Annotated in this window: 18 protein-coding genes; 11 read left to right on the plus strand and 7 right to left on the minus strand. The window is 64.4% G+C overall.

Features of this window, described 5'->3' with window-relative positions; genetic code table 11:
• Window positions 1-97 precede the first annotated feature (97 nt).
• Together LRS11_RS12030 and LRS11_RS12035 are read left to right on the plus strand one after the other, a co-directional pair.
• Entirely contained in the window at window positions 98-1,717 is a 1,620-nt protein-coding gene (locus LRS11_RS12030) for an ATP-binding protein (RefSeq protein ID WP_260493228.1), read from the plus strand.
• 303 nt (window positions 1,718-2,020) lie between these two features.
• Complete coding sequence (locus LRS11_RS12035) at window positions 2,021-3,037, plus strand: alpha/beta fold hydrolase (protein WP_260493229.1); 1,017 nt, start codon at window positions 2,021-2,023, stop codon at window positions 3,035-3,037.
• A gap of 73 nt (window positions 3,038-3,110) precedes the next feature.
• Here the strand turns inward: LRS11_RS12035 and glpD are convergent, their stop codons facing one another.
• Window positions 3,111-4,646, minus strand: coding sequence for a glycerol-3-phosphate dehydrogenase (gene glpD / locus LRS11_RS12040; RefSeq protein WP_260493230.1), 1,536 nt, complete (start codon window positions 4,644-4,646; stop codon window positions 3,111-3,113).
• Between the two features lie 156 nt (window positions 4,647-4,802).
• Complete coding sequence (locus LRS11_RS12045) at window positions 4,803-5,567, minus strand: DeoR/GlpR family DNA-binding transcription regulator (RefSeq protein WP_260496908.1); 765 nt, start codon at window positions 5,565-5,567, stop codon at window positions 4,803-4,805.
• A 98-nt stretch (window positions 5,568-5,665) separates the two neighbouring features.
• Between LRS11_RS12045 and ybaK the strand changes: the two genes are divergently transcribed.
• The 3 genes from ybaK to LRS11_RS12060 all read left to right on the plus strand — a co-directional run bounded on the left by ybaK (window position 5,666) and on the right by LRS11_RS12060 (window position 8,584).
• Complete coding sequence (ybaK, locus tag LRS11_RS12050) at window positions 5,666-6,136, plus strand: Cys-tRNA(Pro) deacylase (RefSeq protein ID WP_260493231.1); 471 nt, start codon at window positions 5,666-5,668, stop codon at window positions 6,134-6,136.
• 142 nt (window positions 6,137-6,278) lie between these two features.
• Window positions 6,279-7,766, plus strand: coding sequence for a glycerol kinase GlpK (gene glpK / locus LRS11_RS12055; RefSeq protein ID WP_260493232.1), 1,488 nt, complete (start codon window positions 6,279-6,281; stop codon window positions 7,764-7,766).
• A 41-nt stretch (window positions 7,767-7,807) separates the two neighbouring features.
• On the plus strand, window positions 7,808-8,584 hold the full coding sequence (locus LRS11_RS12060) for a substrate-binding periplasmic protein (protein WP_260493233.1): 777 nt from the start codon (window positions 7,808-7,810) through the stop codon (window positions 8,582-8,584).
• A gap of 46 nt (window positions 8,585-8,630) precedes the next feature.
• Here LRS11_RS12060 and LRS11_RS12065 read toward each other — a convergent pair whose 3' ends face one another.
• The gene (locus LRS11_RS12065; protein ID WP_260493234.1) at window positions 8,631-9,413 is read right to left on the minus strand and encodes a type IV pili methyl-accepting chemotaxis transducer N-terminal domain-containing protein; all 783 of its coding nucleotides are present in this window, start codon (window positions 9,411-9,413) and stop codon (window positions 8,631-8,633) included.
• 75 nt (window positions 9,414-9,488) lie between these two features.
• Window positions 9,489-10,718 (minus strand): hypothetical protein, encoded by a 1,230-nt coding sequence (locus LRS11_RS12070; protein WP_260493235.1) that lies wholly within the window; start codon window positions 10,716-10,718, stop codon window positions 9,489-9,491.
• Between the two features lie 346 nt (window positions 10,719-11,064).
• Between LRS11_RS12070 and LRS11_RS12075 the strand changes: the two genes are divergently transcribed.
• Entirely contained in the window at window positions 11,065-11,844 is a 780-nt protein-coding gene (locus tag LRS11_RS12075; RefSeq protein WP_260493236.1) for a PhzF family phenazine biosynthesis protein, read from the plus strand.
• Window positions 11,845-12,010: 166 nt separating this feature from the next.
• On the opposite strand, the gene LRS11_RS12080 is transcribed toward LRS11_RS12075, so the two are convergent.
• On the minus strand, window positions 12,011-13,117 hold the full coding sequence (locus LRS11_RS12080) for an ABC transporter ATP-binding protein (protein ID WP_260493237.1): 1,107 nt from the start codon (window positions 13,115-13,117) through the stop codon (window positions 12,011-12,013).
• Window positions 13,114-14,025, minus strand: coding sequence for an ornithine carbamoyltransferase (gene argF / locus LRS11_RS12085; RefSeq protein ID WP_260493238.1), 912 nt, complete (start codon window positions 14,023-14,025; stop codon window positions 13,114-13,116). Before argF ends, LRS11_RS12080 begins: the two co-directional genes overlap by 4 nt.
• Window positions 14,026-14,348: 323 nt before the next feature.
• Here argF and LRS11_RS12090 point away from each other — a divergent pair, with 323 nt between their 5' ends.
• The 3 genes from LRS11_RS12090 (at window position 14,349) to grxD (ending at window position 17,605) form a co-directional block, all read left to right on the plus strand.
• A complete protein-coding gene (locus LRS11_RS12090; RefSeq protein WP_173208467.1) occupies window positions 14,349-14,780 on the plus strand; it encodes a hypothetical protein in 432 nt (143 codons plus the stop codon).
• Window positions 14,781-14,964: 184 nt separating this feature from the next.
• Window positions 14,965-17,073 (plus strand): molybdopterin oxidoreductase family protein, encoded by a 2,109-nt coding sequence (locus LRS11_RS12095; protein WP_260493239.1) that lies wholly within the window; start codon window positions 14,965-14,967, stop codon window positions 17,071-17,073.
• A gap of 202 nt (window positions 17,074-17,275) precedes the next feature.
• Window positions 17,276-17,605 carry a Grx4 family monothiol glutaredoxin gene (grxD, locus tag LRS11_RS12100; protein WP_260493240.1) on the plus strand — a complete coding sequence of 110 codons (330 nt, stop codon included), beginning with the start codon at window positions 17,276-17,278 and terminating at the stop codon, window positions 17,603-17,605.
• 56 nt (window positions 17,606-17,661) lie between these two features.
• Here grxD and bfr read toward each other — a convergent pair whose 3' ends face one another.
• A complete protein-coding gene (gene bfr / locus LRS11_RS12105) occupies window positions 17,662-18,132 on the minus strand; it encodes a bacterioferritin (RefSeq protein WP_260493241.1) in 471 nt (156 codons plus the stop codon).
• A gap of 298 nt (window positions 18,133-18,430) precedes the next feature.
• On the opposite strand from bfr, the gene LRS11_RS12110 reads away from it, so the two are divergent.
• Together LRS11_RS12110 and LRS11_RS12115 are read left to right on the plus strand one after the other, a co-directional pair.
• On the plus strand, window positions 18,431-18,796 hold the full coding sequence (locus LRS11_RS12110; RefSeq protein WP_260493242.1) for a DUF2784 domain-containing protein: 366 nt from the start codon (window positions 18,431-18,433) through the stop codon (window positions 18,794-18,796).
• Window positions 18,797-18,969: 173 nt separating this feature from the next.
• Complete coding sequence (locus tag LRS11_RS12115) at window positions 18,970-19,767, plus strand: CBS domain-containing protein (protein WP_260493243.1); 798 nt, start codon at window positions 18,970-18,972, stop codon at window positions 19,765-19,767.
• Window positions 19,768-19,873: the final 106 nt, after the last annotated feature.

The following is a 19,873-nucleotide window of genomic DNA, read 5'->3' on the forward strand; positions in this document are numbered from 1 at the left end:
TGCGTAGGGCGGGTGAAACCCGCGGCGTTGGAAAACGCGGGTTTCACCCGCCCTACGCCTTGAGTTGCGCCGCGCGGCTGGTCGGGGTATTGGCGCAATGAACTCGATCTTCCTGCGCATCTATGGCGGCATCATCGCCGCCCTGGTGCTGGTGGCGCTGCTCGGCGTGGGCGTGCTGCAGCTGACCAACGAGGTGCGCAGCGATCAGTACCGCGAGCAACTGGCGCGCGGCACCTTCCGTTTGATGGCCGACAACCTTGAGCGCATGGAGTCGGTCGACCGGCGCCGTGCGCTGGTGACCTGGAGCCGCCTGCTCGGCGTGCCGCTGGCTCTTGAGTCGCTCAAGGCTGAACCTCTGGATGGCCGCTCGCGTGGCCTGCTGCTGCGCGGCCAGGTCCTGGTGGAGCAGACCGGCCCGCATGCGGCGCGGGTCTACAGCCTGGTCAGTGAGCAGGAGCAGCTGGTGCTGACCACCGAGGTGGAGCAGATCAGCGAGCAGCTGGCGCGGGCCACCGTCTACCTGCTGATGGACGAGCTGGTGCGCTATCCGATCGTCGAGCAGCCCAGGCGCCTGGCTGCGTTGAAGGCGGAGAAGAACTTCGGTTTCGACCTGCGCCTGGTCACTCTGGAAAAGGTCGACCTCGACGACGACCAGCAGCGCCGGGTGGACGAGGGCGACACGGTGCTGGCGCTGGGCAAGGGCGGCGACTCGATCCGCGTGATCGCCGGCATGGTCGGTACGCCCTGGGTGCTGGAAGTCGGCCCGCTGTACCAGATGAACCCTTACCCGACCGAACTGCTGGTGCTGGTCGGCGTGCTCGGCCTGAGCCTGACCGGCTTGATCCTCTATTTATTGGTGCGTCGCCTGGAGCGCCGCCTGCTCGGTCTGGAAAGCGCCGCCGCGCGGATCGCCAACGGCCATCTGGATGCCCGCGTGCCGACCCGTGGCGCCGACTCGGTGGGGCGCCTGGCATCCACCTTCAACGCCATGGCCGAGCAGTTGCAGCGCCTGCTGGGCATCCAGCGCGAGATGGTGCGTGCGGTGTCCCACGAGTTGCGCACACCGGTGGCGCGCCTGCGCTTCGGTTTGGAGATGATCGGCGACGCGCAAACCGACCAGGCCCGGCGCAAATACATGGACGGCATGGACGGCGACATTCAGGAGCTCGACAAGCTGGTCGACGAGATGCTGGTCTATGCGCGCCTGGAGCAGGGGTCGCCGGAACTGCACTACCAGCAGGTCGACCTGCATGCGCTGCTCGAACAGGTGATCGACGAACTGGCGCCGTTGCGCGCCAGCGTGCGGGTCGAGCTGGGCCAGTCGCAGGATGCGCCGGATGGCAGCGGGGCACGGGTCGAGGCCGAGCCGCGCTATCTGCACCGCGCCCTGCAGAATCTGGTGAGCAACGCCATGCGCCACGCCGATTCACGGGTGCGGCTGAGCTACCGCATCGGCCATCGGCGTTGCCGGATCGATGTCGAGGACGATGGCCCGGGTGTGCCGGAAGAGGCCTGGGAGCGCATCTTCACGCCGTTCCTGCGTCTGGACGACAGCCGTACCCGCGCCTCCGGCGGGCACGGCCTGGGTCTGTCCATCGTGCGGCGGATCATCTACTGGCACACCGGTCGTGCCCATGTCGGGCGTAGCGCCGGCTTGGGCGGCGCGCAGTTCAGCCTGGTCTGGCCAAAGCAGCAGGAAGGCGCGGAGCGGGCATAAAGATTGTTTAGGGTCGTTTGCGATAAGTAGATCCGGCGCGCAGTGCTTGTGCCCCCTCTCCCGTTTACGGGAGAGGGCTGGGGAGAGGGTGAGCTGGCCTTCACTCTCTCCCCCGGCTCCTCGGTTTTGGCTTCCTGCTTCACCCTAACTCCTGCATCCATGCAGTCGTCTCCCACAAGTGGGAGAGGGGAGGAAGCTACCGTTCGGCGCCCTTCATCAAACTGTCACGCTTCTGTGGCAGCGCGCTGCAACAAACGTCCGCACACTCGCGCTTCACTGGGGTTCTGCGTGTTGGTGTTGGCTATGCGTGCGTTGCTTTTCCTTGTCGCGCTGTTGTGCGGCGTGCCGTCTATGGCGGCGTCCCGTTGCGATGTTCAGGTGCCGGTGGCCATGGCCAGCGTCGGCGAGGTGCGCCTGGCTTATCAGAGCATCGGCCGCGACAGCGATCCGGCCCTGCTGCTGTTGATGGGGCTGGGTGGGCAGCTGATCCACTGGCCGGACGAGGTGGTGGCGCGCCTGTGTGGCCAGGGCTTTCGGGTGATTCGTTTCGACAACCGCGATGTCGGCCTGTCCACCTGGCAGGGCCAGCCGCCGAGCGCCAATCTGGCCTATGGCGTGCTGAGTTATCGCCTGGGTCTGGACGTCAGCGCGCCTTACAGCCTGCGTGATATGGCCGGCGACAGCCTGGGCCTGATGGATGCCCTGGGCATCCAGCGCTTCCATATCCTGGGTGCGAGCATGGGCGGGATGATCGCCCAGCACATGGCCGACCTGGCGCCGCAGCGGGTGGAGAGCCTGACCCTGCTGATGACCAGTTCCGGTGCGCCGGGACTGCCGGCACCGCAGGCGGCCCTGCTGGAGTTGCTGGCCCAGCGCGAGGCGCCGGACCGTGAAGCGGCCATTGCCCAGCAGGCGACCTTGCTTGCCGCCCTTGGCAGTCCACGCATCGACAGCAACCTGGCGGGCCTGCGCCGTGAGGCTGCGCGTTCCTATGACCGCGCGTTCAATCCGCAAGGCGTGCAGCGGCAGATCCTGGCGATTCTCGCCGAACCGAGCCGGGTCGAGCTGCTCAAGCGCCTGCGCGTGCCGACCCTGGTGGTGCATGGCACGGCCGATCCGCTGCTGCCGGTGATGCATGGCGTGCATGTGGCGGCACATATAAAGGACAGCCAGCTGAAGCTGATTCCCGGCCTGGCCCATCGTTTCCAGGGGGCCTTCAAGGAGCCTTTGCTGGCGGCGGTGTTGCCGCACTTACGGGCGCATCGCCTGGACGGGCAGCAGTTGGCCCAATGGCAGGGTGCAGAGGGTTCACCTCTGTAGGAGCGAGCTCTGCTCGCGAAGCCTTTGTGCGGCCAATATTCGCGAGCAGAGCTCGCTCCTACAGCGAATCTTTCTAAAGCGCTTTAGCGCTGGCCGGCTGGAGTGACTGTGAGTTACTCAGATAACTCTTCAGCTTGGCCTGCTGGCTCGGAGTCATGAACAGGCCGAGTTTGGTCCGCCGCCAGAGAATGTCCTCGGCCTCCAGTGCCCACTCCTCGCGGCGCAGGTAGTCCACTTCGCGGGCATACAGGCCGGCGCCGAAGTGTTCACCCAGTTCGCTCTGCTGCTTGAGGCCGTCGACGATGCGCCAGCTGCGGCTGCCATAGGTGCTGGCCCAGCGCTGCGCCAACTGCTGGTCGAGCCAGCCGAAGCGGGCTTGCAGCTGTTCCACCAGGGCTTCGCGGCTGTCCATGTTCTCGCCGCCGGGCAATGGCGCCTTGGCTGTCCAGGCCGGGCACAGGCGTGGGAAGTAGGGCGCCAGCTGGCTCATGGCGGATTCGGCCAGCTTGCGATAGGTGGTCAGCTTGCCGCCGAACACCGACAGCAGCGGTGCCTCGCCCGGTGCGCCGGATAGCGACAGGGTGTAGTCGCGGGTCACGGCCGAAGGCTGGTCGGACTCGTCGTCGCACAGCGGGCGCACGCCGGAGAAGCTGTGCAGGATGTCGCTGCGCTGCAGCTGCTGCTTGAAGTGCGCGTTGACCACCTTGAGCAGGTAGTTGGTCTCTTCCTCGCTGATCTTCACCTTGGCCGGGTCGCCCTGGTATTCGCGGTCGGTGGTGCCGATCAGGCTGAAGCGCTCCAGCCAGGGAATCACGAAGACGATGCGCTGGTCCTCGTTCTGCAGGATGTAGGCCTGCTCGCCATCGTGGATGCGCGGCACAACGATGTGGCTGCCCTGGATCAGGCGGATGCCGTAGGGCGAGGGTTGCTTGAGGTCGTCCTTGATGAAGCGCGCCACCCAGGGCCCGGCGGCATTCACCAGCACGCGGGCGCGGATGGAGAACAGGCTGCCGTCGTTGCGCTCCAGGTGCAGGTGCCACAGGCCCTTGCTGCGCCGCGCGCTGACGCAGCGGGTGCGGGTATGGATGTGCGCGTGGTGTTCGCGCGCGGCCATGGCGTTGAGCACCACCAGGCGGGCGTCGTCGACCCAGCAATCGGAATATTCGAAGCCGCGCGCCATCTCTGCCTTGAGCGGGCTGCCGGCGCCGAAGCGCACGCCATTGGAGCCCGGCAGTTTCTCGCGCTTGCCCAGGTGATCGTAGAGGAACAGGCCGGCGCGGATCATCCAGGCCGGGCGCAGGTGCGGGCGGTGCGGGAGGATGAAGCGCATCGGTTTGACGATGTGCGGCGCCTTGGCCAGCAGCACTTCGCGTTCGGCCAGGGCCTCGCGCACCAGGCGGAATTCGTAATGTTCGAGGTAGCGCAGACCGCCGTGGATCAGTTTGCTGCTGGCCGAGGAGGTGTGGCTGGCCAGGTCGTCGCGTTCGCAGAGGAACACCGAGAGGCCGCGCCCGGCCGCGTCGGCGGCGATGCCGGTGCCATTGATGCCGCCGCCGACCACGGCCAGGTCGTAGATTTCGGCGAGGGGGTGGGTCTGGCTGTTGGGCATGGCGAAAGCACCGGAAAGTTACAAAGTGAACAATTAAATGTTCGTTTCCGAAAATATGCTAGTCGAAGAATGCCGTTGGCGCCAGCCTGGTGTGGCGCCGAATGTCCGATTGGGAAGGGCTCTGCGTAGCCCGGATGCAATCCGGGAGCGGTTGGCTCAGGCGATGTGCAGCTGGATCTTCTGCTCGTGCAGCAGGCGGGCGATGGTGGCGGGGGGCGGAGCGTCGGTGAACACCTGATCGACCAGGTTCAGCGAGCCCAGGCGCACCACGGCGTTGCGCCCGAACTTGCTGGAGTCGGCAGCCAGCAGAACCTGGCGGGCGTTGTCGATGATCGCCTGGGAAACCCGCACTTCCTGGTAGTCGAAGTCGAGCAGGCTGCCGTCCTCGTCGATGCCGCTGATGCCGACCAGGGCGAAGTCGACCTTGAACTGCTGGATGAAATCCACCGCCGCCTGGCCGACCACGCCGCCATCGGCGCGCACCGTGCCGCCGGCCACCAGCACTTCGAAGTCGGCCTTGCTGCTGAGCTGGGCGGCGACGTGCAGGTTGTTAGTGATCACCTTGAGGTGCTTGTGGCCGAGCAGGGCGCGGGCGATGGCCTCGGTGGTGGTGCCGATATTGATAAACAGTGAAGCGTGATCGGGAATCTGTGCGGCGATGGCTTCGGCGATGCGCTGCTTCTCGTCGCGCATCTGCCCGGCACGCATGGCGTAGGCGGTGTTCTGGATGCTCGATGCCTCGCTCGCTGCGCCGCCGTGGGTGCGCCGCAGCAAGCCCTGTTCGGCCAGCTGGTTGATATCACGGCGAATGGTCTGCGGGGTGACGACGAAGGCCTGGGCCAGTTCGTCGATACTCACGTAGCCACGTTCGCGGGCGCGATCCAATATGCTTTGCTGGCGGGGGGGAGGCTCATGGGCGATCCTTTCTGGGCGACGGCGCAGTATAACGGGGAGCTGCCAGTCGACAGTTTTTTCGGCTATGGTACGCGCAAATCGTCATTCTATTTTCACATTCGAACATGACTCCAGCCATCGATCTGCTGAAAAAGGCCAAGGCCGAGCACCAGGTACACAGTTACAGCCACGACCCCAAGGCGCCGTCCTACGGCCTGGAGGCGGCGGAAAAGCTCGGCCTCGATCCGGCCCGGGTGTTCAAGACCCTGCTTGCCGCCAGCGAGAAGGGCGAGCTGCTGGTGGCGGTGGTGCCGGTGGCCGGCAGTCTCGACCTCAAGGCCCTGGCCCACGCCGCCGGGGTGAAGAAGGCCGACATGGCCGACCCGCAGGCCGCGCAGCGCGCCACCGGTTACCTGCTCGGCGGCATCAGCCCGCTGGGGCAGAAGAAGCGCCTGCGCACCTTTATCGACGAGTCGGCCAGGCTGCACGCGACCATCTATGTCAGCGCCGGGCGGCGTGGACTGGAGGTGGAGCTGGGGGCAGAGTTGCTGGCCCTGCATACCCAGGGGCAGTTTGCCGCCATCGGGCGGGAGTGAATCTGTAGTCCCCTTTCCTGTTTTGTGCGCATGCAGAGGGAGAGGGTAATAAGCGGGGGGATGGCCAGTCCCTCTCCCCCGGCCCCTCTCCCACCAGTGGGCGAGGGGAGACAAGCAACCCATAACAACAAGGAAATCCCGCATGTCCCATTACCTGCTGGCCATCGACCAGGGCACCACCAGCTCCCGTGCCATCGTTTTCAGTGCCCAGGGCCTGCCGCTGGCGCGTGCTCAGCAGGAGTTCAAGCAGTATTTCCCCAAGGATGGTTGGGTCGAGCACGATGCCGAGGAAATCTGGCTGACCACCCTCAAGGTCTGCCGCGAGGCGCTGGCCCAGGAAGGCCTGAAGGCCGAGGACATCCGCGCCATCGGCATCACCAACCAGCGCGAGACCACCATCGTCTGGGATGCGCTGAGCGGCGTGCCGATCCACCCGGCCATCGTCTGGCAGGACCGGCGCACCGCCGATTACTGCGCCGGGCTCAAGGCCGCCGGGCATGAGGCGCAGGTGGCGGCCAAGACCGGTCTGCTGATCGACCCGTATTTCTCCGCGACCAAGCTGCGCTGGATTCTCGATAACGTGCCGGGCGCCCGTGAGCGCGCCGAGCGCGGCGAGCTGCGTTTCGGCACGGTGGACTGCTTCCTGCTGTGGCGCCTGTCCGGCGGTAAGTCGCACAAGACCGACGCCAGCAACGCCTCGCGCACCCTGCTGTTCAATATCCACAGCCAGCAGTGGGACGAGGAGCTGCTGCAGCTGTTCGGCATCCCGCGCAGCCTGTTGCCGGAGGTGCTCGATTGCGCCGCCGATTTCGGCACTTGCGAGGCCGAGCTGCTCGGTGCGCCGATTCCGGTGTTGGGCATGGCCGGCGACCAGCAGGCCGCGCTGATCGGCCAGGCCTGCTTCCAGCCGGGCATGGTCAAAAGCACCTACGGCACCGGCTGCTTCATGATCCAGAACACCGGCAGCACGCCGGTGGTGTCGAAGAATCGCCTGCTGACCACTGTCGGCTATCGCCTCAATGGCAAGGTTACCTATGCCGTGGAAGGCAGCATCTTCGTCGCTGGCGCCGCTGTGCAGTGGCTGCGTGATGGCATCAAGCTGATCAGCGATGCGCGCGACAGCGAGGCGATGGCCGAGCAGACCGGCGATGCCTGCGGCGTGTACCTGGTGCCGGCGTTCACCGGCCTCGGTGCGCCTTACTGGGACCCGAAAGCGCGCGGGGCGATCTTCGGCCTGACCCGCGACACCGGGATCAAGGAGATCGTTACCGCCGGCCTGCAGTCGGTGTGCTACCAGACCCGCGACCTGCTCGAAGCGATGCGCCAGGACGGCGCCGCCGAACCCAGTGCATTGCGCGTGGACGGTGGCATGGTGGTCAACAACTGGGTCATGCAGTTCCTCGCCGACATCCTCGGCGTGCCGGTGGAGCGCCCGGAAGTCACTGAAACCACGGCCCTTGGCGTGGCCTACCTGGCCGGCTTGCAGGCTGGGCTGTACCGCGACCTCGACGAGGTCGCCAGCCACTGGCATCGCCAGCGCCGCTTCGAACCACGGATGGCCGACGAGCACCGCGGCAGGCTGTATCACGGCTGGCTGGATGCGGTGAAAAGGGTGCGCAGCGAAGGTTGAGAATGGTACAAATGTACCAACTACCTGCCTGAGGTCGCTGCATGCAGTTGCGTCGAAAGCTATTGGTCCGTGGCGCTTCTCTCCTGCTGGCTTTTCTGGCCGGCAGCGCATCCGGGGAAACCCTGACCATTGCTGGCGATATCTGGTGCCCGATCAACTGCGAGCCGGGTGCTGAGCGCCCCGGCATCTTCGTCGAGTTGGCGCGGGAGATTTTCGCCGAGTCCGGCATCACGGTTGAGTATCAGGCGCTGAACTGGGCGCGCACCCTGCACGAGGTGCGCCGTGGCGAGCTGAATGCGGCCATCGGGGCCGGCATCGAAGATGCCCCGGACTTTCTCTTTACTGCCACGCCGGTGGCGCAGTCGCGCAATTGCTTCTTCACCCGTGCCGATTCCACCTGGCACTTCAACGGCGTGCCGTCGCTGGCGCAGCAGCGTGTCGGGGTGATCAACGACTACAGCTACGGCGATGAGCTGAATGCCTATATCGACGCGCATCGTGGCGACAGCGAACGTATCCAGGTGGCTGCCGGTGACAAGGCGCTGGAGCTGAACCTGGGCAAGTTGCGTCTGGAGCGCCTGGATGCGTTGCTGGAAAACAGCTGGGTGGTGCAGGCCATGCTGGCCCGGCAGGGCAAGGCCGGTGAATTGCGCGAGGCCGGTTGCCGCGAACCGGATGCGCCGATCTACCTGGCATTTTCTCCGGCGCTGCCTAGCAGTGCGCGCTATGTCGAACTGTTCGAGCAGGGCCTGCAGCGCTACCGCGCCGATGGTCGGCTGCAGGCGTTGCTGGAACGCTATGGCGTGGGCCGGCCCTAGGCCGTGCGCACCGACAACTCCGTGCGGGTCTCGGTGCGCAGGCTGATCAGGAATCCTGCAGCATGACTTGTTCGTAGGCGCTGGTCAGTTCGTTCATCTGCCAGAGCAAGGTTTCTGTGGTGGTGGTGATCACCGTCGGTACATAACGCGAGTCGGCGGACAGGCGGAAACCGGCGCGGGCGAAACGCCATTGCGCCTCGACCTTCTGCAGGGCCTGGCTGATCTGCGCGGTGTTCTGCTGGGCGGCGAGCAGCTCCTGCTGGGCGGTTTCGAATTCTTCGGTGGCTTTCTGCAGTTCCGCTTCCAGACCTTCGACCGGCAAGCGCCAGCTGACGGCCAGGTAGAGCTTGGCGATGCGCTGGCTGAGCATGCGCTGGCGGCCACTGCGGTTGACCAGGCGGGCGTTCTGGCTGCCGGTGTATTGCTCGATCAGCCGCACCACCTGTTCGCTTTGCGCCAGTAGTTGGTCGCTGAGTTGCAGCAGTTGTACGGCCTGTTCGCGGCTGGGGCGTGACAGGGCCAGTTCGCGATAGACCTGCCAGGTGCTGCCGGCCTGCTCCAGGGCGGCGCGGATATCGGCGTTGGGTGCGTATTCGCTGAGGGCGAGGAAGTTGCTCTCGAAGCGCGCCACGCTCTGGTCGAGCTGCTGGATCGCCACTTCGCTGCGCACTTCGGCGCCGATCATCAGATAGGTCTTGGCGATACGCTGGCTGAGCATGCGCTGCATGCCGGACAGGTTCATCGCTTCGGCGTTGCTGATGGCCGCCGAGGCAGGCGGGCAGAGCAGGGCGAGCAGCAATAAAAAGGGTGTAAGCAGACGACTGAACATATGGACCTCCAGAGGCGCGTGGCGGCAGGCCGCCACGCGCCAGTCGGGCAGGGCCCCGTTGCGGGGCCGGGACGATCAGTAGGTGTATTGCAGTTGCAGCCAGGCCTTGTCGGTGTCGACGGCGAAGTCGTCGGCATCGTAGCTGGCGTATTTGACCAGGCCGACCAGACCCTTCACGCCCGGAATCGGGTGGGCGTAGGACAGGTTGATCTCCTCGCCATACTGGCTGCTGCCTTCCTCGGCGCGGAAGTCGTGGTACCAGGCCTGCAGGCTGCCGCCCAGCAGCGGTACGGTGGCGCCGACATAGGCATCCTTGACGCCCTCGGCCGGGGTGACGAGGAACTGGTCAGCCCAGCCCTGGAAGGCATGCTTGGTCGCCAGTGGGGTCTGGAAGGCGCGGTTGCCCGGGCCTTCATCGCCGCCCAGCACTTCGTAGCCGGCTTTCAGGGCCACGCCCTTGATGGTGTAACCCAGTTCGGCCAGGTAGTAGTCGCTGTCCAGTTCCAGCGGGTTGTCGGCGTAATCCTTCTGCTGGGCGTATTCCACGGCGTAGCTGACGCCCTGGATGGCGCCGTTCAGGCGCAGGCCGGTGGTCTGGCTGGACTGGGTATTGCCCAACAGGTTGTCGAGGCCGAGCAGGTAGCTGTAGGCGGTGACGGTCAGTTCCGGCATGGCCACGTACTGGGCGTTGATCAGGTGGCTGTGGCCTTCGATGTTGGCCGGGTTGCCGGCGGTGTCGTACTGGCCGTTGCCCGGGCCGAAGATGGTGTTGATGTTGTCGATATAGGCGTAGGTCAGGGTCAGCCCGTCGAGGGGCTTGAGCTGGGCCAGGGCGCCGTCGTAGGTCTGCTCGTTCTGGCGCCAGGCCACGCCGCCGACGTAGCGCTGGTTGTCCAGGTTGATGCGCTGGCGGCCGAGCACGGCAGCGCCGTACTGGTGGTCGTAGCGCAGCAGGGCCTGGTTGACTTCGCTGCCGTCCGGATCGGCAACCACCGAGTATTCGCTCTGGCCGTTACGGGTTTCGTTGTAGGCGGCATCGCCGATGCGGCTGACGTTGTCGGCTTCGATCAGCGCCGACAGGCCGTACCACTTGCCGCTCTGGAAGCCGACACGGGTGCGCAGGGTCTGGGCATTGGCGTGCTTGAGGGCGTTGTCCTGGTCGACGTGCTCATAGCGATAGCGCGCGTCGAGGATCGGCTTGCCCTCGGTGAACAGATTGCTGAAGGCCTCTTCGGCAACGGCGGCGTGACTGAAGGTGGTGCCGGCAATGGCCAGCGACAGCAGGGACAGTTTCATCATGCGCATAGCGGTCTTCCTGTAAGCCAAAAAACACAAAAAAAAACGCCACAGCGCCCACTGCTCCAGAAAGGGAGGGGTGCTATGACGTCGTTGTCGGTTGAGTGGCAGACACGCCGTTGTGCTGACCGGGGTGGGTCATAGCAGGCGGCGTGCCAGGATTTGTAAGTGTATGATTTATTAAGATTTAATGAATTTTTAAGAACTTTTTGCGATTTATACATGCACTGCACTTGCTCGTAGTGCATTGATACAGTGCAGCTGTAGTGCAGGAAAAGCGGGCGACTGTACCGGGCGCCAGGCGGGCTGAAACGGCATGCTGCGGGTCATTCAAGGACAGCCACGGAACCGCGCCATGCACCTGCAATTCCACCAGATCGACGCCTTCACCAGTCGCCCCTTTAGCGGCAACCCGGCCATGGTCTATCGCCTGGACGCCTGGCTGGCTGACAGCTTGATGCAGCAGATCGCCGCCGAGCACAACCTGGCCGAGACCGCTTTCGTGGTGCGCGAAGGGGCCGTCTGGCATATCCGCTGGTTCACCCCGACCACCGAAGTGCCGCTCTGTGGTCATGCCACCCTGGCCACCGCCCATGTGCTGTTCGAGTTGTATGGGGAGCCGGGCGAGCGGCTGGATTTCATCTGCCGGTCCGGGGCGCTCAGCGTGGCCCGCGAGGCGGGCCGTCTGGTGCTGGACTTTCCGGCGCTGCAGGCCGCCGAGGTGGCGGTCAGCGTCGAGCTGGAACAGGCTCTGGGCGTGCCGGTGCTGGCGGCGCGGCAGGGCAATGAGCTGCTCGCGGTGCTGGAGTCGGAGCAGGCAGTGCGCGCCTGCCAGCCGGATATGAAAGCCCTGGCTAGGCTGCCGGGGCTGGGCGTGATCGTCACCGCGGCGGGGCTCCAGCACGACTTCGTCTCGCGCTATTTCGCCCCGGCTATCGGCATCGATGAAGACCCGGTGACCGGTTCCACCCACTGCCTGCTGATTCCCTATTGGGCCGAGCGCCTGGACAAGACCGAGCTCAGTGCCTTGCAGTGTTCGGCTCGCGGTGGCGAGCTGCACTGCCGCCTGGACGGCGAGCGGGTGAAGATCGCCGGGCAGGCGGTGCTGATGGCGGGCGGTACGCTGTTTCTGTAAGTGAGTGGTTTAGCGGCACAACCTAGGAGAGCACCGGTGTACTTGTAGGAGCCAGCTTGCTGGCGATCCGCCGACAAGCATCGCCAGCAAGCTGGCTCCTACGGTAAGCGCCGAGCGCGACGATGCCCAGTGGCATGCGTATCCGCAAGCGCCGCTAGGCTTTCCTTCAGTTGCTGGTAACGCGCCTTACGCCGGATTCCGCCAGATTGACCTGGGCGGCCACGCTGCCCTGCACCGGGAACGCCACCAGGTGGTCGGCGGCGACGCGAATGCCGACCTGCTGGCCCGGCAAATGGTCGGCGTGGCTGGGGAAGATCGCCTCCAGCTGGGTGCCGGTGGGCAGTTGCAGGCGATACAGGGTGGCGGCGCCGAGGAAGGTCTTGCCGACGATCTGTGCCTTCTGCTGGCTGTCCGGGGCGTAGACGATGTCGTCCGGGCGCAGCAGCACGTCCACCGAGCTGCCGGGTGCCCAGGTGTAGGCGCGGTTGCCGTGGATGATGCCCAGCTCGGTCTGCACCGTATCCGGGCTCTGCAGCAAGCCGCGAATGAAGTAGCCCTGGCCGACGAAGCTGGCGACGAAGGGCGTCAGCGGCTCGTGGTAGAGGTTGTAGGGCGTGTCCCACTGCTCCAGCCGGCCATCCTTGAACACGCCGACATGATCGCTGACGGCGAAGGCTTCTTCCTGGTCATGGGTGACCAGGATGGCGCTGGTGCCGCGCGCCTTGAGGATGTCACGCACCTCGTGGCTGAGGCGGCGGCGCAGCTCGCCGTCGAGGTTGGAGAAGGGTTCGTCGAGCAGCAGCAGCTGCGGCTCCGGCGCCAGGGCGCGGGCCAGCGAGACGCGCTGCTGCTGGCCGCCGGACAGCTCATGGGGATAGCGCTTGCTCAGGTGCGTGAGCTTGACCAGCTCCAGCAGCTCGGCGGTGATCTGCTCGCGGCGCGGATGCTTGCGGATGCCGAAGGCGATGTTCTCGGCCACGGACAGGTGGGGAAACAGGGCGTAGTCCTGGAACACCATGCCGATCCGGCGTTTCTCCGGGGCCAGGGTGTAGCCGGCGCGGGAAATCACTGCGCCGGCCAGCTCGATCTCGCCTTCCAGCAGCGGCTCGAAGCCGGCGATGGCGCGCAGGGTGGTGGTCTTGCCGCAGCCGGAAGGGCCGAGCAGGCAGCCGATGTCGCCGGCATTCAGGTGCAGGTTGAGCTGCTGCACCACGGGGTGTTCCTGATAGCCGCAGGCCAGGCCGCGCAGGCTGAGCAGCAGGGACTGGCTCATGCCTGGGGGGCGACGAGGAATTCGAGCAGGGCCTTCTGCGCATGCAGGCGGTTCTCGGCCTGGTCCCAGGCAAAGGCGCGCGGGTCGTCGAGCAGGTCCATGCTGATTTCTTCGCCGCGATGCGCCGGCAGGCAGTGCAGGAAAATCACCGCAGGATCGGCGGCATCCAGCAGGGCGCGGTTGACCTGGTAGGGGGCGAACAGTTTGAGGCGCTTGGCGCTTTCCTCTTCCTGGCCCATGGAGGTCCACACGTCGGTGCTCACCAGGTGCGCGCCGGCCACGGCGGCAAAGGGGTCGCGAACGATCTGCACGCGCTCGCCGGCGGCTTTGATGAATTCGGCCTTCGGCTCGTAACCCTCGGGGCAGGCCACGCGCAGCTGGAAGTCGAACTGCTGCGCCGCTTCGATATAGGTGTTGCACATGTTGTTGCCGTCGCCGATCCAGGCCACGGTCTTGCCGGCGATGCTGCCGCGCTGCTCGACGAAGGTCTGCATGTCGGCCAGCAACTGGCAGGGGTGCAGGTCGTCGGAAAGGCCGTTGATTAGCGGCACCCGCGAATGGGCGGCGAATTCGGTCAGGCTGCTGTGGGCGAAGGTACGGATCATCACCGCATCGAGCATGCGCGACATGACAATGGCCGTGTCGCCGATCGGCTCGCCGCGGCCCAGTTGGGTGTCACGCGGGGAGAGGAAAATGGCCTGGCCGCCGAGCTGGATCATGCCGGCTTCGAACGACAGGCGGGTGCGGGTCGAGGCCTTCTCGAAGATCATCCCCAGCACGCGGTTTTTCAGCGGCTCATGCAGCACGCCACGCTGGCGCAGGTCCTTTAGCTCGATGGCGCGACGGATCAGCCCACTCAGTTCCTGAGGGGTGCAATCCATCAACGAGAGAAAGTGCCTGGTGCTCATCATTCACTACCTTAGGTTTTACGATTGTCGCGGTGGCGGTTTTTCCGGGGAAAAGCACGCCGTACAGCGGCTGGAGCCGCGTGGGGGCGACAAATGGGGAGGCGCGATCTTATAAGGAAATGACGAGCCGGGGCAAATGAGCGGCCCTGCCGCGTATTGCAACTGGCTGAATCAGGAGATTTTTGCCAGTGCGGGCGATGTCACAAAAGTGACATGCCGGCTTGCTGGCCTGCGCTCCCGACTCCTACCATGCGCGCCGCCTGACCAGGCACTTTAAGCCCTGCAACAGGGCACATGGATAGATCAATGCAAAGGAGTCTTGCATGAAACACGTAGCCTATGCCGCCGCTTTTTCCGCCCTCGCCCTGTTGACTGGCTGTGCCAGCCAGAACTACAGCCAGCCGAGCGCACCGCTGAACGGTGAAGTACAAACCAACCTGAAAGCGGACGTGAAAGTCGGCGAGTCCATCACGGGCGAATCCTCGGTGAACATCCTCTTCGGTCTGTTCAAGCTGGGTGGCGATACCCAGTTCGCCGACGGCGTAACCTATGGTGGTGGCGAAGGTGGTTTCGCCCTGGGTCTGGACCCGGTGGCTGCTGCCAAATCCGCGGCTGCCTTCAAGGCAGTCAAATCCTCCGGTGCCGACCTGATCGTCGCGCCGCGCTACGAAGTGAGCGTGCAGGATTACATGGTGTACAAGGCCGTTAACGTCAAAGTGACCGGCAACAAAGGCACCATCAGCGCCATTCGTTGATCGGCAGGGCCACTCGGCTGCCTGCAGTCGAGCCCGGCCTGATCAATTGATGCGCTGTTGAATCGGTGGGCATGATGCCCACCGATTCATGAAACGCAGGCCACTGGCCAAGCATTCCTTCTGCCGCCATAGTCTTGTTTCCACGACCTGACCGGTCGTCTCGAACAAGAAGATGAGGCCAGCCATGAGCAAGACCCTCCACCACCGTGCCTGCCACCTGTGCGAGGCTATCTGCGGTCTGACCATCGAAACCGAACGCCTGGCCGACGGCAGCCAGCAGATCCTGTCGATCAAGGGCGACGCTCAGGACAGCTTCAGTCGTGGCCATATCTGCCCCAAGGCCGTGGCCCTGCAAGACATCCAGCACGACCCTGACCGCCTGCGCCAACCCATGCGCCGCAGCGGCAGCGAGTGGCAGCCGATTGGCTGGGACGAGGCCTTTGCCCTGGTCGCCGAGCGCCTGGCGGCCATCCAGGAGCAGCACGGCAAGAACGCCGTGGCCATCTACCAGGGCAACCCCAGCGTGCACAACTACGGGCTGATGACCCACAGCAACTACTTCCTCGGCCAGCTGAAGACGCGCAACCGCTTCTCCGCCACCTCGGTGGATCAGTTGCCGCACCACCTGACCAGTTACCTGATGTATGGCCACGGCTTCCTGCTGCCGATCCCGGACATCGATCACACCCAGTTCATGCTGATCCTCGGTGGCAACCCGCTGGCCTCCAACGGCAGCCTGATGACCGTGCCGGACGTGGAGAAACGCCTAAAGGCGCTCAAGGCCCGTGGCGGCAAGCTGGTGGTAGTCGACCCACGGCGCAGCGAGACGGCGGCGATGGCCGACCAGCATGTGTTCGTCCGCCCTGGCAACGATGCAGCCTTGCTCCTGGGTCTGCTCAATACCCTGTTCGACGAGGGCCTGACCCGCGCCAGCCACCTGCCGGTCAATGGCCTGGAGCAGGTGCGGGCGGCGATTGCCGACTTCACGGCCGAGGCCATGAGCGGCCGCTGCGGCGTGCCGGCGGCGACCATCCGCCAGTTGGCGCGGGACTTCGCCGGCGCCGAGTCGGCGGTGTGCTACGGGCGCATGGGCGTTTCGACCCAGGCCTTCGGCAGCCTGTGCCACTGGCTGATCCAGCTGATCAACCTGGTCACCGGCAACCTCGATCAGTCCGGCGGCGCCCTGTGCACCACGCCGGCGCTGGACCTGGTGGCGACTACCTCCGGCGGCCATTTCAATGTCTGGCAGAGCCGGGTTTCCGGCCTGCCGGAGTACGGCGGCGAGCTGCCGGTGGCGGCGCTGGCCGAGGAGATGCTCACCCCGGGCGACGGCCAGGTGCGCGCGCTGATCACCGTGGCCGGCAACCCGGTGCTGTCCACCCCCAACGGTCGCCAGCTGGAGCAGGCGCTGGAAGGGCTGGAGTTCATGCTCAGCATCGACCTCTATATCAATGAAACCACCCGCTACGCCGACCTGATCCTGCCGCCCACCGCGCCGCTGGAGCACGAGCACTACGACAGCACCTTCAATGCCTTCGCCGTGCGCAACGTCACCCGTTTCAACGAGGCGGTGCTGGACAAGCCGGTCGGGGCGCTGGACGACTGGGAAATCTTCGTCGGCCTGGCCAAGGCCTTCGCCGCCAAGGTCGGCAATGAGCTGAAGCCGACCAAGGCGCCGGAGCAGATGATCGATATGGGCGTGCGCTTCGGCCCCTACGGCGACCAGTCGCCCCACAAGCTCAGCCTGGCGGCTCTGCGCGAGCAGCCCCATGGCATCGACCTGGGGCCGCTGCAGCCGAACCTGGGCGGGCGCCTGAAGACCGAGTCCAAGGCCGTCGAGGCCGCCCCGGCGCTGCTGGTCGCCGACCTCGCGCGTTTCGCAGCGCAACCGCAGGCGGGCGAGGGTGAGCTGATGTTGATCGGCCGTCGCCATGTGCGCAGCAACAATTCCTGGATGCACAACTACCAGCGCCTGGTGAAAGGCAAGCCGCGCCACCAGTTGCTGATGCATCCGCAGGACATGGCCGGGCGCAGCCTTAGCGATGGCCAGCGCGTGCGCATTGAGTCACGCGTTGGCGCCATCGAGGTCGAGGTGCTCGGCAGCGAGGACATGATGCCCGGCGTGGTCAGCCTGCCGCACGGCTGGGGGCATGCCCGCCCGGGTGTGCAGATGGCGATTGCCAGCGCCCAGCCCGGAGCCAGCGCCAATGACCTGACCGACGAGCGTCATCTCGATGCGGTATCCGGTAACGCGGCGCTGAACGGGTTGCCGGTGCGGGTTGCAGCAGCCTGAGTGGACGATGTAGGGCGGGTGTAACCCGCGTGAAGAGGGTTTGCGGGTTGCACCCGCCCTACGCCGGTCACTGAGGCGCGGAATGAGCAAGCAATTCCGCTTGGCGGCTAAGGGGCTAACCCGAGCCCATTAGTGGGATTTTCGGTTACAATCGCGCCCATCCTGTCCGGTGCAGTCCGGGAAAGTTCAGACGAGGTGAGTCGTGGATATTATCGATACCATCAAAGATCAAATCGCCAACAACACCATCCTGCTGTACATGAAAGGCTCGCCGAATGCGCCGCAGTGCGGTTTTTCGTCGAAAGCCGCGCAGGTGGTGATGGCCTGTGGCGAGAAGTTCGCCTATGTGGACATCCTGCAAAACCCGGAAATCCGCGCCAACCTGCCGAAGTACGCCAACTGGCCGACCTTCCCGCAGCTGTGGGTCGGTGGTGAGCTGGTCGGTGGCAGCGACATCATGACCGAGATGTTCGAGAAGGGTGAGCTGCAGGCCCTGATCAAGGAAGCCGCACAAAAGGCCAGCGCCGAGTAATTCGGCACTGCAATAAAAAAGCCCCGCGAATGCGGGGCTTTTTTATTGCAGCTGGCTTATTCGTCCATCTGCGACTGCAGGTAGTTCTCCAGGCCGACCTTGTCGATCAGGCCGAGCTGGGTTTCCAGCCAGTCGATGTGCTCTTCCTCGGACTCGAGGATGTCTTCCAGCATATCGCGGGTGCCGTAGTCGCCGACGCTTTCGCAGTAGGCGATGGCGGCTTTCAGGTCGGGAATCGCCTGTTGCTCGAGCTTGAGGTCGCTGCCGAGCATTTCCTTGGTGTTCTCGCCGATCATCAGCTTGCCGAGATCCTGCAGGTTGGGCAGGCCTTCGAGGAAGAGGATGCGCTTGATCAGCTTGTCCGCATGCTTCATTTCGTCGATGGACTCGTGATACTCGTGCTCACCGAGCTTTTTCAGACCCCAGTCTTCGTACATGCGCGCATGCAGAAAGTACTGGTTGATGGCCACCAGCTCGTTGCCGAGGATCTTGTTCAGATGTTGGATGACTTTCTTGTCGCCTTTCATGACGCGCCTCGCGTGGCTGGTGTAAGTAACAAGGAAGTTTGCGCCCGCTATTGCCGATCGTCAAACATAAGCAATTGAAAAATATATGAAAATTAATATAAATAAGAATGCTTAAGTTCTGCGTCTTGGCGCTAAATCATTGAAATAAAGCAATAAAAATTAGTCGCGGCCTAGTGTTTCATGCGGGAGTGCCGTGGTCCCGTTATGCGCAATATTCTGCGGCTTGGCGAGGTAGGGTAATGAACGAGTTTGGCACCAGAGCAACCAGCAGGCGTAGGCAGGGGCAGGGTGCGCCGCGATGATCCTGCGCATCGCTGCCGATGGCGTGGTGCTCCTGCACCTGGGCTTCATCCTGTTCGTGCTGTTTGGCGCGCTGCTGGTGTGGCGTTGGCCGCGCTTGGCCTGGCTTCATCTGCCTGCGGTGGCCTGGGGCGCTGCGGTGGAGCTGTTGCACCTCTACTGCCCGCTGACACCCCTGGAAAACCTGTTGCGCCAGGCTGCCGGGCAGCAGGGCTATAGCGGTGGATTCGTCGAGCAGTACCTGATTCCGCTGATCTACCCGGCCGGGCTGACGCCGCAACTCCAGCTGTGGCTGGGTGCCCTGGTGCTGCTGGTAAACCTGCCTATCTACCTCTGGCTGCTACTGCGCGGGTTGCGGCGCTGAGTCATTACAATCGCTGGCGGTATGCATATCGCGAAACCCTCTAGCGTCTGCTGCGGCGCGACCTAGGTTTAGTTACAGCAGTACCCGCTTTGCATGTGTCTGGCTGGTGCCTGGCGCGGGCCGTGGGGTGATGGGAGCGCAACCCGTGCGAGTCACCGACAAGGAGTCTGATCATGCATGCCTCGACCATTCTGCTGTTGCTGCTAGTTGGCGCCGCCCTGGTGGCCGGCTCACTCCTGCTGCGGGTGCTTTCCGCTGGCAAGTATGAAATCAAGACCATCGATCTGGTGTTCCTGGTCATCCCGCTGCTGCTGGTGGCACTGGCCACCGGCAAGCTCAAGGGCATCGACATGTTCGGGGTCAAGGCCGACCTCAGCGAGCTGTGGAATGATGCCGCACAAAGCAAGATCAAGGATCAGGTCGCACCGGCCCAGCAACTGACGGTGCAGGATGCTGTGCAAGTGGTGCAGATGGCTGGCAAGGGCGGCATCGACGAGCTGCGTGTGCTGATCGAGCGCAAGATCGAGGCGCTGGAGTTCCGCCTTGGTCACGGTGGCTACTACGGTCCGGCGATCAAGACCTATTTCGAGGCGCTGTCTGGCAGCTCCTACCTGCGCGTAGTGGTGGTCAATCAACCGGATGGCCGGCTGTTCGGCATGTTCAATGCGGCCAACCTGATCGGTTATCTGCGTGTGGCCGGGGATTCCGGTTATGAGCAGTTCCAGCAGTTGCTCAACAGCAACGACGCCGCCAGTTGGGCTGAGTTGAGCAAATTGCCGGGTTTCGTTGGTGTAGATGTGGCGGTCAGCAGCACCACGTCGCGGCGCGATGCCCTGACATTGATGGAGAAGCTACGCACCGACAGCCTGCCGGTGATCAATGCCGACAAGTACTTCATGGGCACGGTGGAGCGCAGCAAGCTCACCGCCAGCCTGATCCTGGCCGTCACCGAGAAGCTGGAGAAACAATGAAGCGCCACTGGCCTTCTTGAGCGTCATTCAGCAGTCTGATGCTGCAAGGTGCTCGAGCCGAGCTTGGTTACACTCCTTGCATCTTCACCCGACAGCAAGGCTGTAA

It is taken from the genome of Pseudomonas sp. J452 (assembly GCF_024666525.1).
Taxonomy (GTDB): Bacteria; Pseudomonadota; Gammaproteobacteria; order Pseudomonadales; family Pseudomonadaceae; genus Aquipseudomonas.

Bases quoted from the DNA above. Each gene is read 5' to 3' on its own strand.
- LRS11_RS12060 (WP_260493233.1), top strand. From the start codon at position 7,808: ATGCAGTTGCGTCGAAAGCTATTGGTCCGTGGCGCTTCTCTCCTGCTG.
- bfr (WP_260493241.1), bottom strand. From the start codon at position 18,132: ATGAAAGGCGACAAGAAAGTCATCCAACATCTGAACAAGATCCTCGGC.
- LRS11_RS12080 (WP_260493237.1), bottom strand. From the start codon at position 13,117: ATGAGCCAGTCCCTGCTGCTCAGCCTGCGCGGCCTGGCCTGCGGCTAT.
- LRS11_RS12090 (WP_173208467.1), top strand. From the start codon at position 14,349: ATGAAACACGTAGCCTATGCCGCCGCTTTTTCCGCCCTCGCCCTGTTG.
- LRS11_RS12065 (WP_260493234.1), bottom strand. From the start codon at position 9,413: ATGTTCAGTCGTCTGCTTACACCCTTTTTATTGCTGCTCGCCCTGCTC.
- ybaK (WP_260493231.1), top strand. From the start codon at position 5,666: ATGACTCCAGCCATCGATCTGCTGAAAAAGGCCAAGGCCGAGCACCAG.
- LRS11_RS12035 (WP_260493229.1), top strand. From the start codon at position 2,021: ATGCGTGCGTTGCTTTTCCTTGTCGCGCTGTTGTGCGGCGTGCCGTCT.
- LRS11_RS12110 (WP_260493242.1), top strand. From the start codon at position 18,431: ATGATCCTGCGCATCGCTGCCGATGGCGTGGTGCTCCTGCACCTGGGC.
- LRS11_RS12095 (WP_260493239.1), top strand. From the start codon at position 14,965: ATGAGCAAGACCCTCCACCACCGTGCCTGCCACCTGTGCGAGGCTATC.
- LRS11_RS12075 (WP_260493236.1), top strand. From the start codon at position 11,065: ATGCACCTGCAATTCCACCAGATCGACGCCTTCACCAGTCGCCCCTTT.
- glpK (WP_260493232.1), top strand. From the start codon at position 6,279: ATGTCCCATTACCTGCTGGCCATCGACCAGGGCACCACCAGCTCCCGT.
- LRS11_RS12030 (WP_260493228.1), top strand. From the start codon at position 98: ATGAACTCGATCTTCCTGCGCATCTATGGCGGCATCATCGCCGCCCTG.
- LRS11_RS12115 (WP_260493243.1), top strand. From the start codon at position 18,970: ATGCATGCCTCGACCATTCTGCTGTTGCTGCTAGTTGGCGCCGCCCTG.
- glpD (WP_260493230.1), bottom strand. From the start codon at position 4,646: ATGCCCAACAGCCAGACCCACCCCCTCGCCGAAATCTACGACCTGGCC.
- LRS11_RS12070 (WP_260493235.1), bottom strand. From the start codon at position 10,718: ATGCGCATGATGAAACTGTCCCTGCTGTCGCTGGCCATTGCCGGCACC.
- argF (WP_260493238.1), bottom strand. From the start codon at position 14,025: ATGAGCACCAGGCACTTTCTCTCGTTGATGGATTGCACCCCTCAGGAA.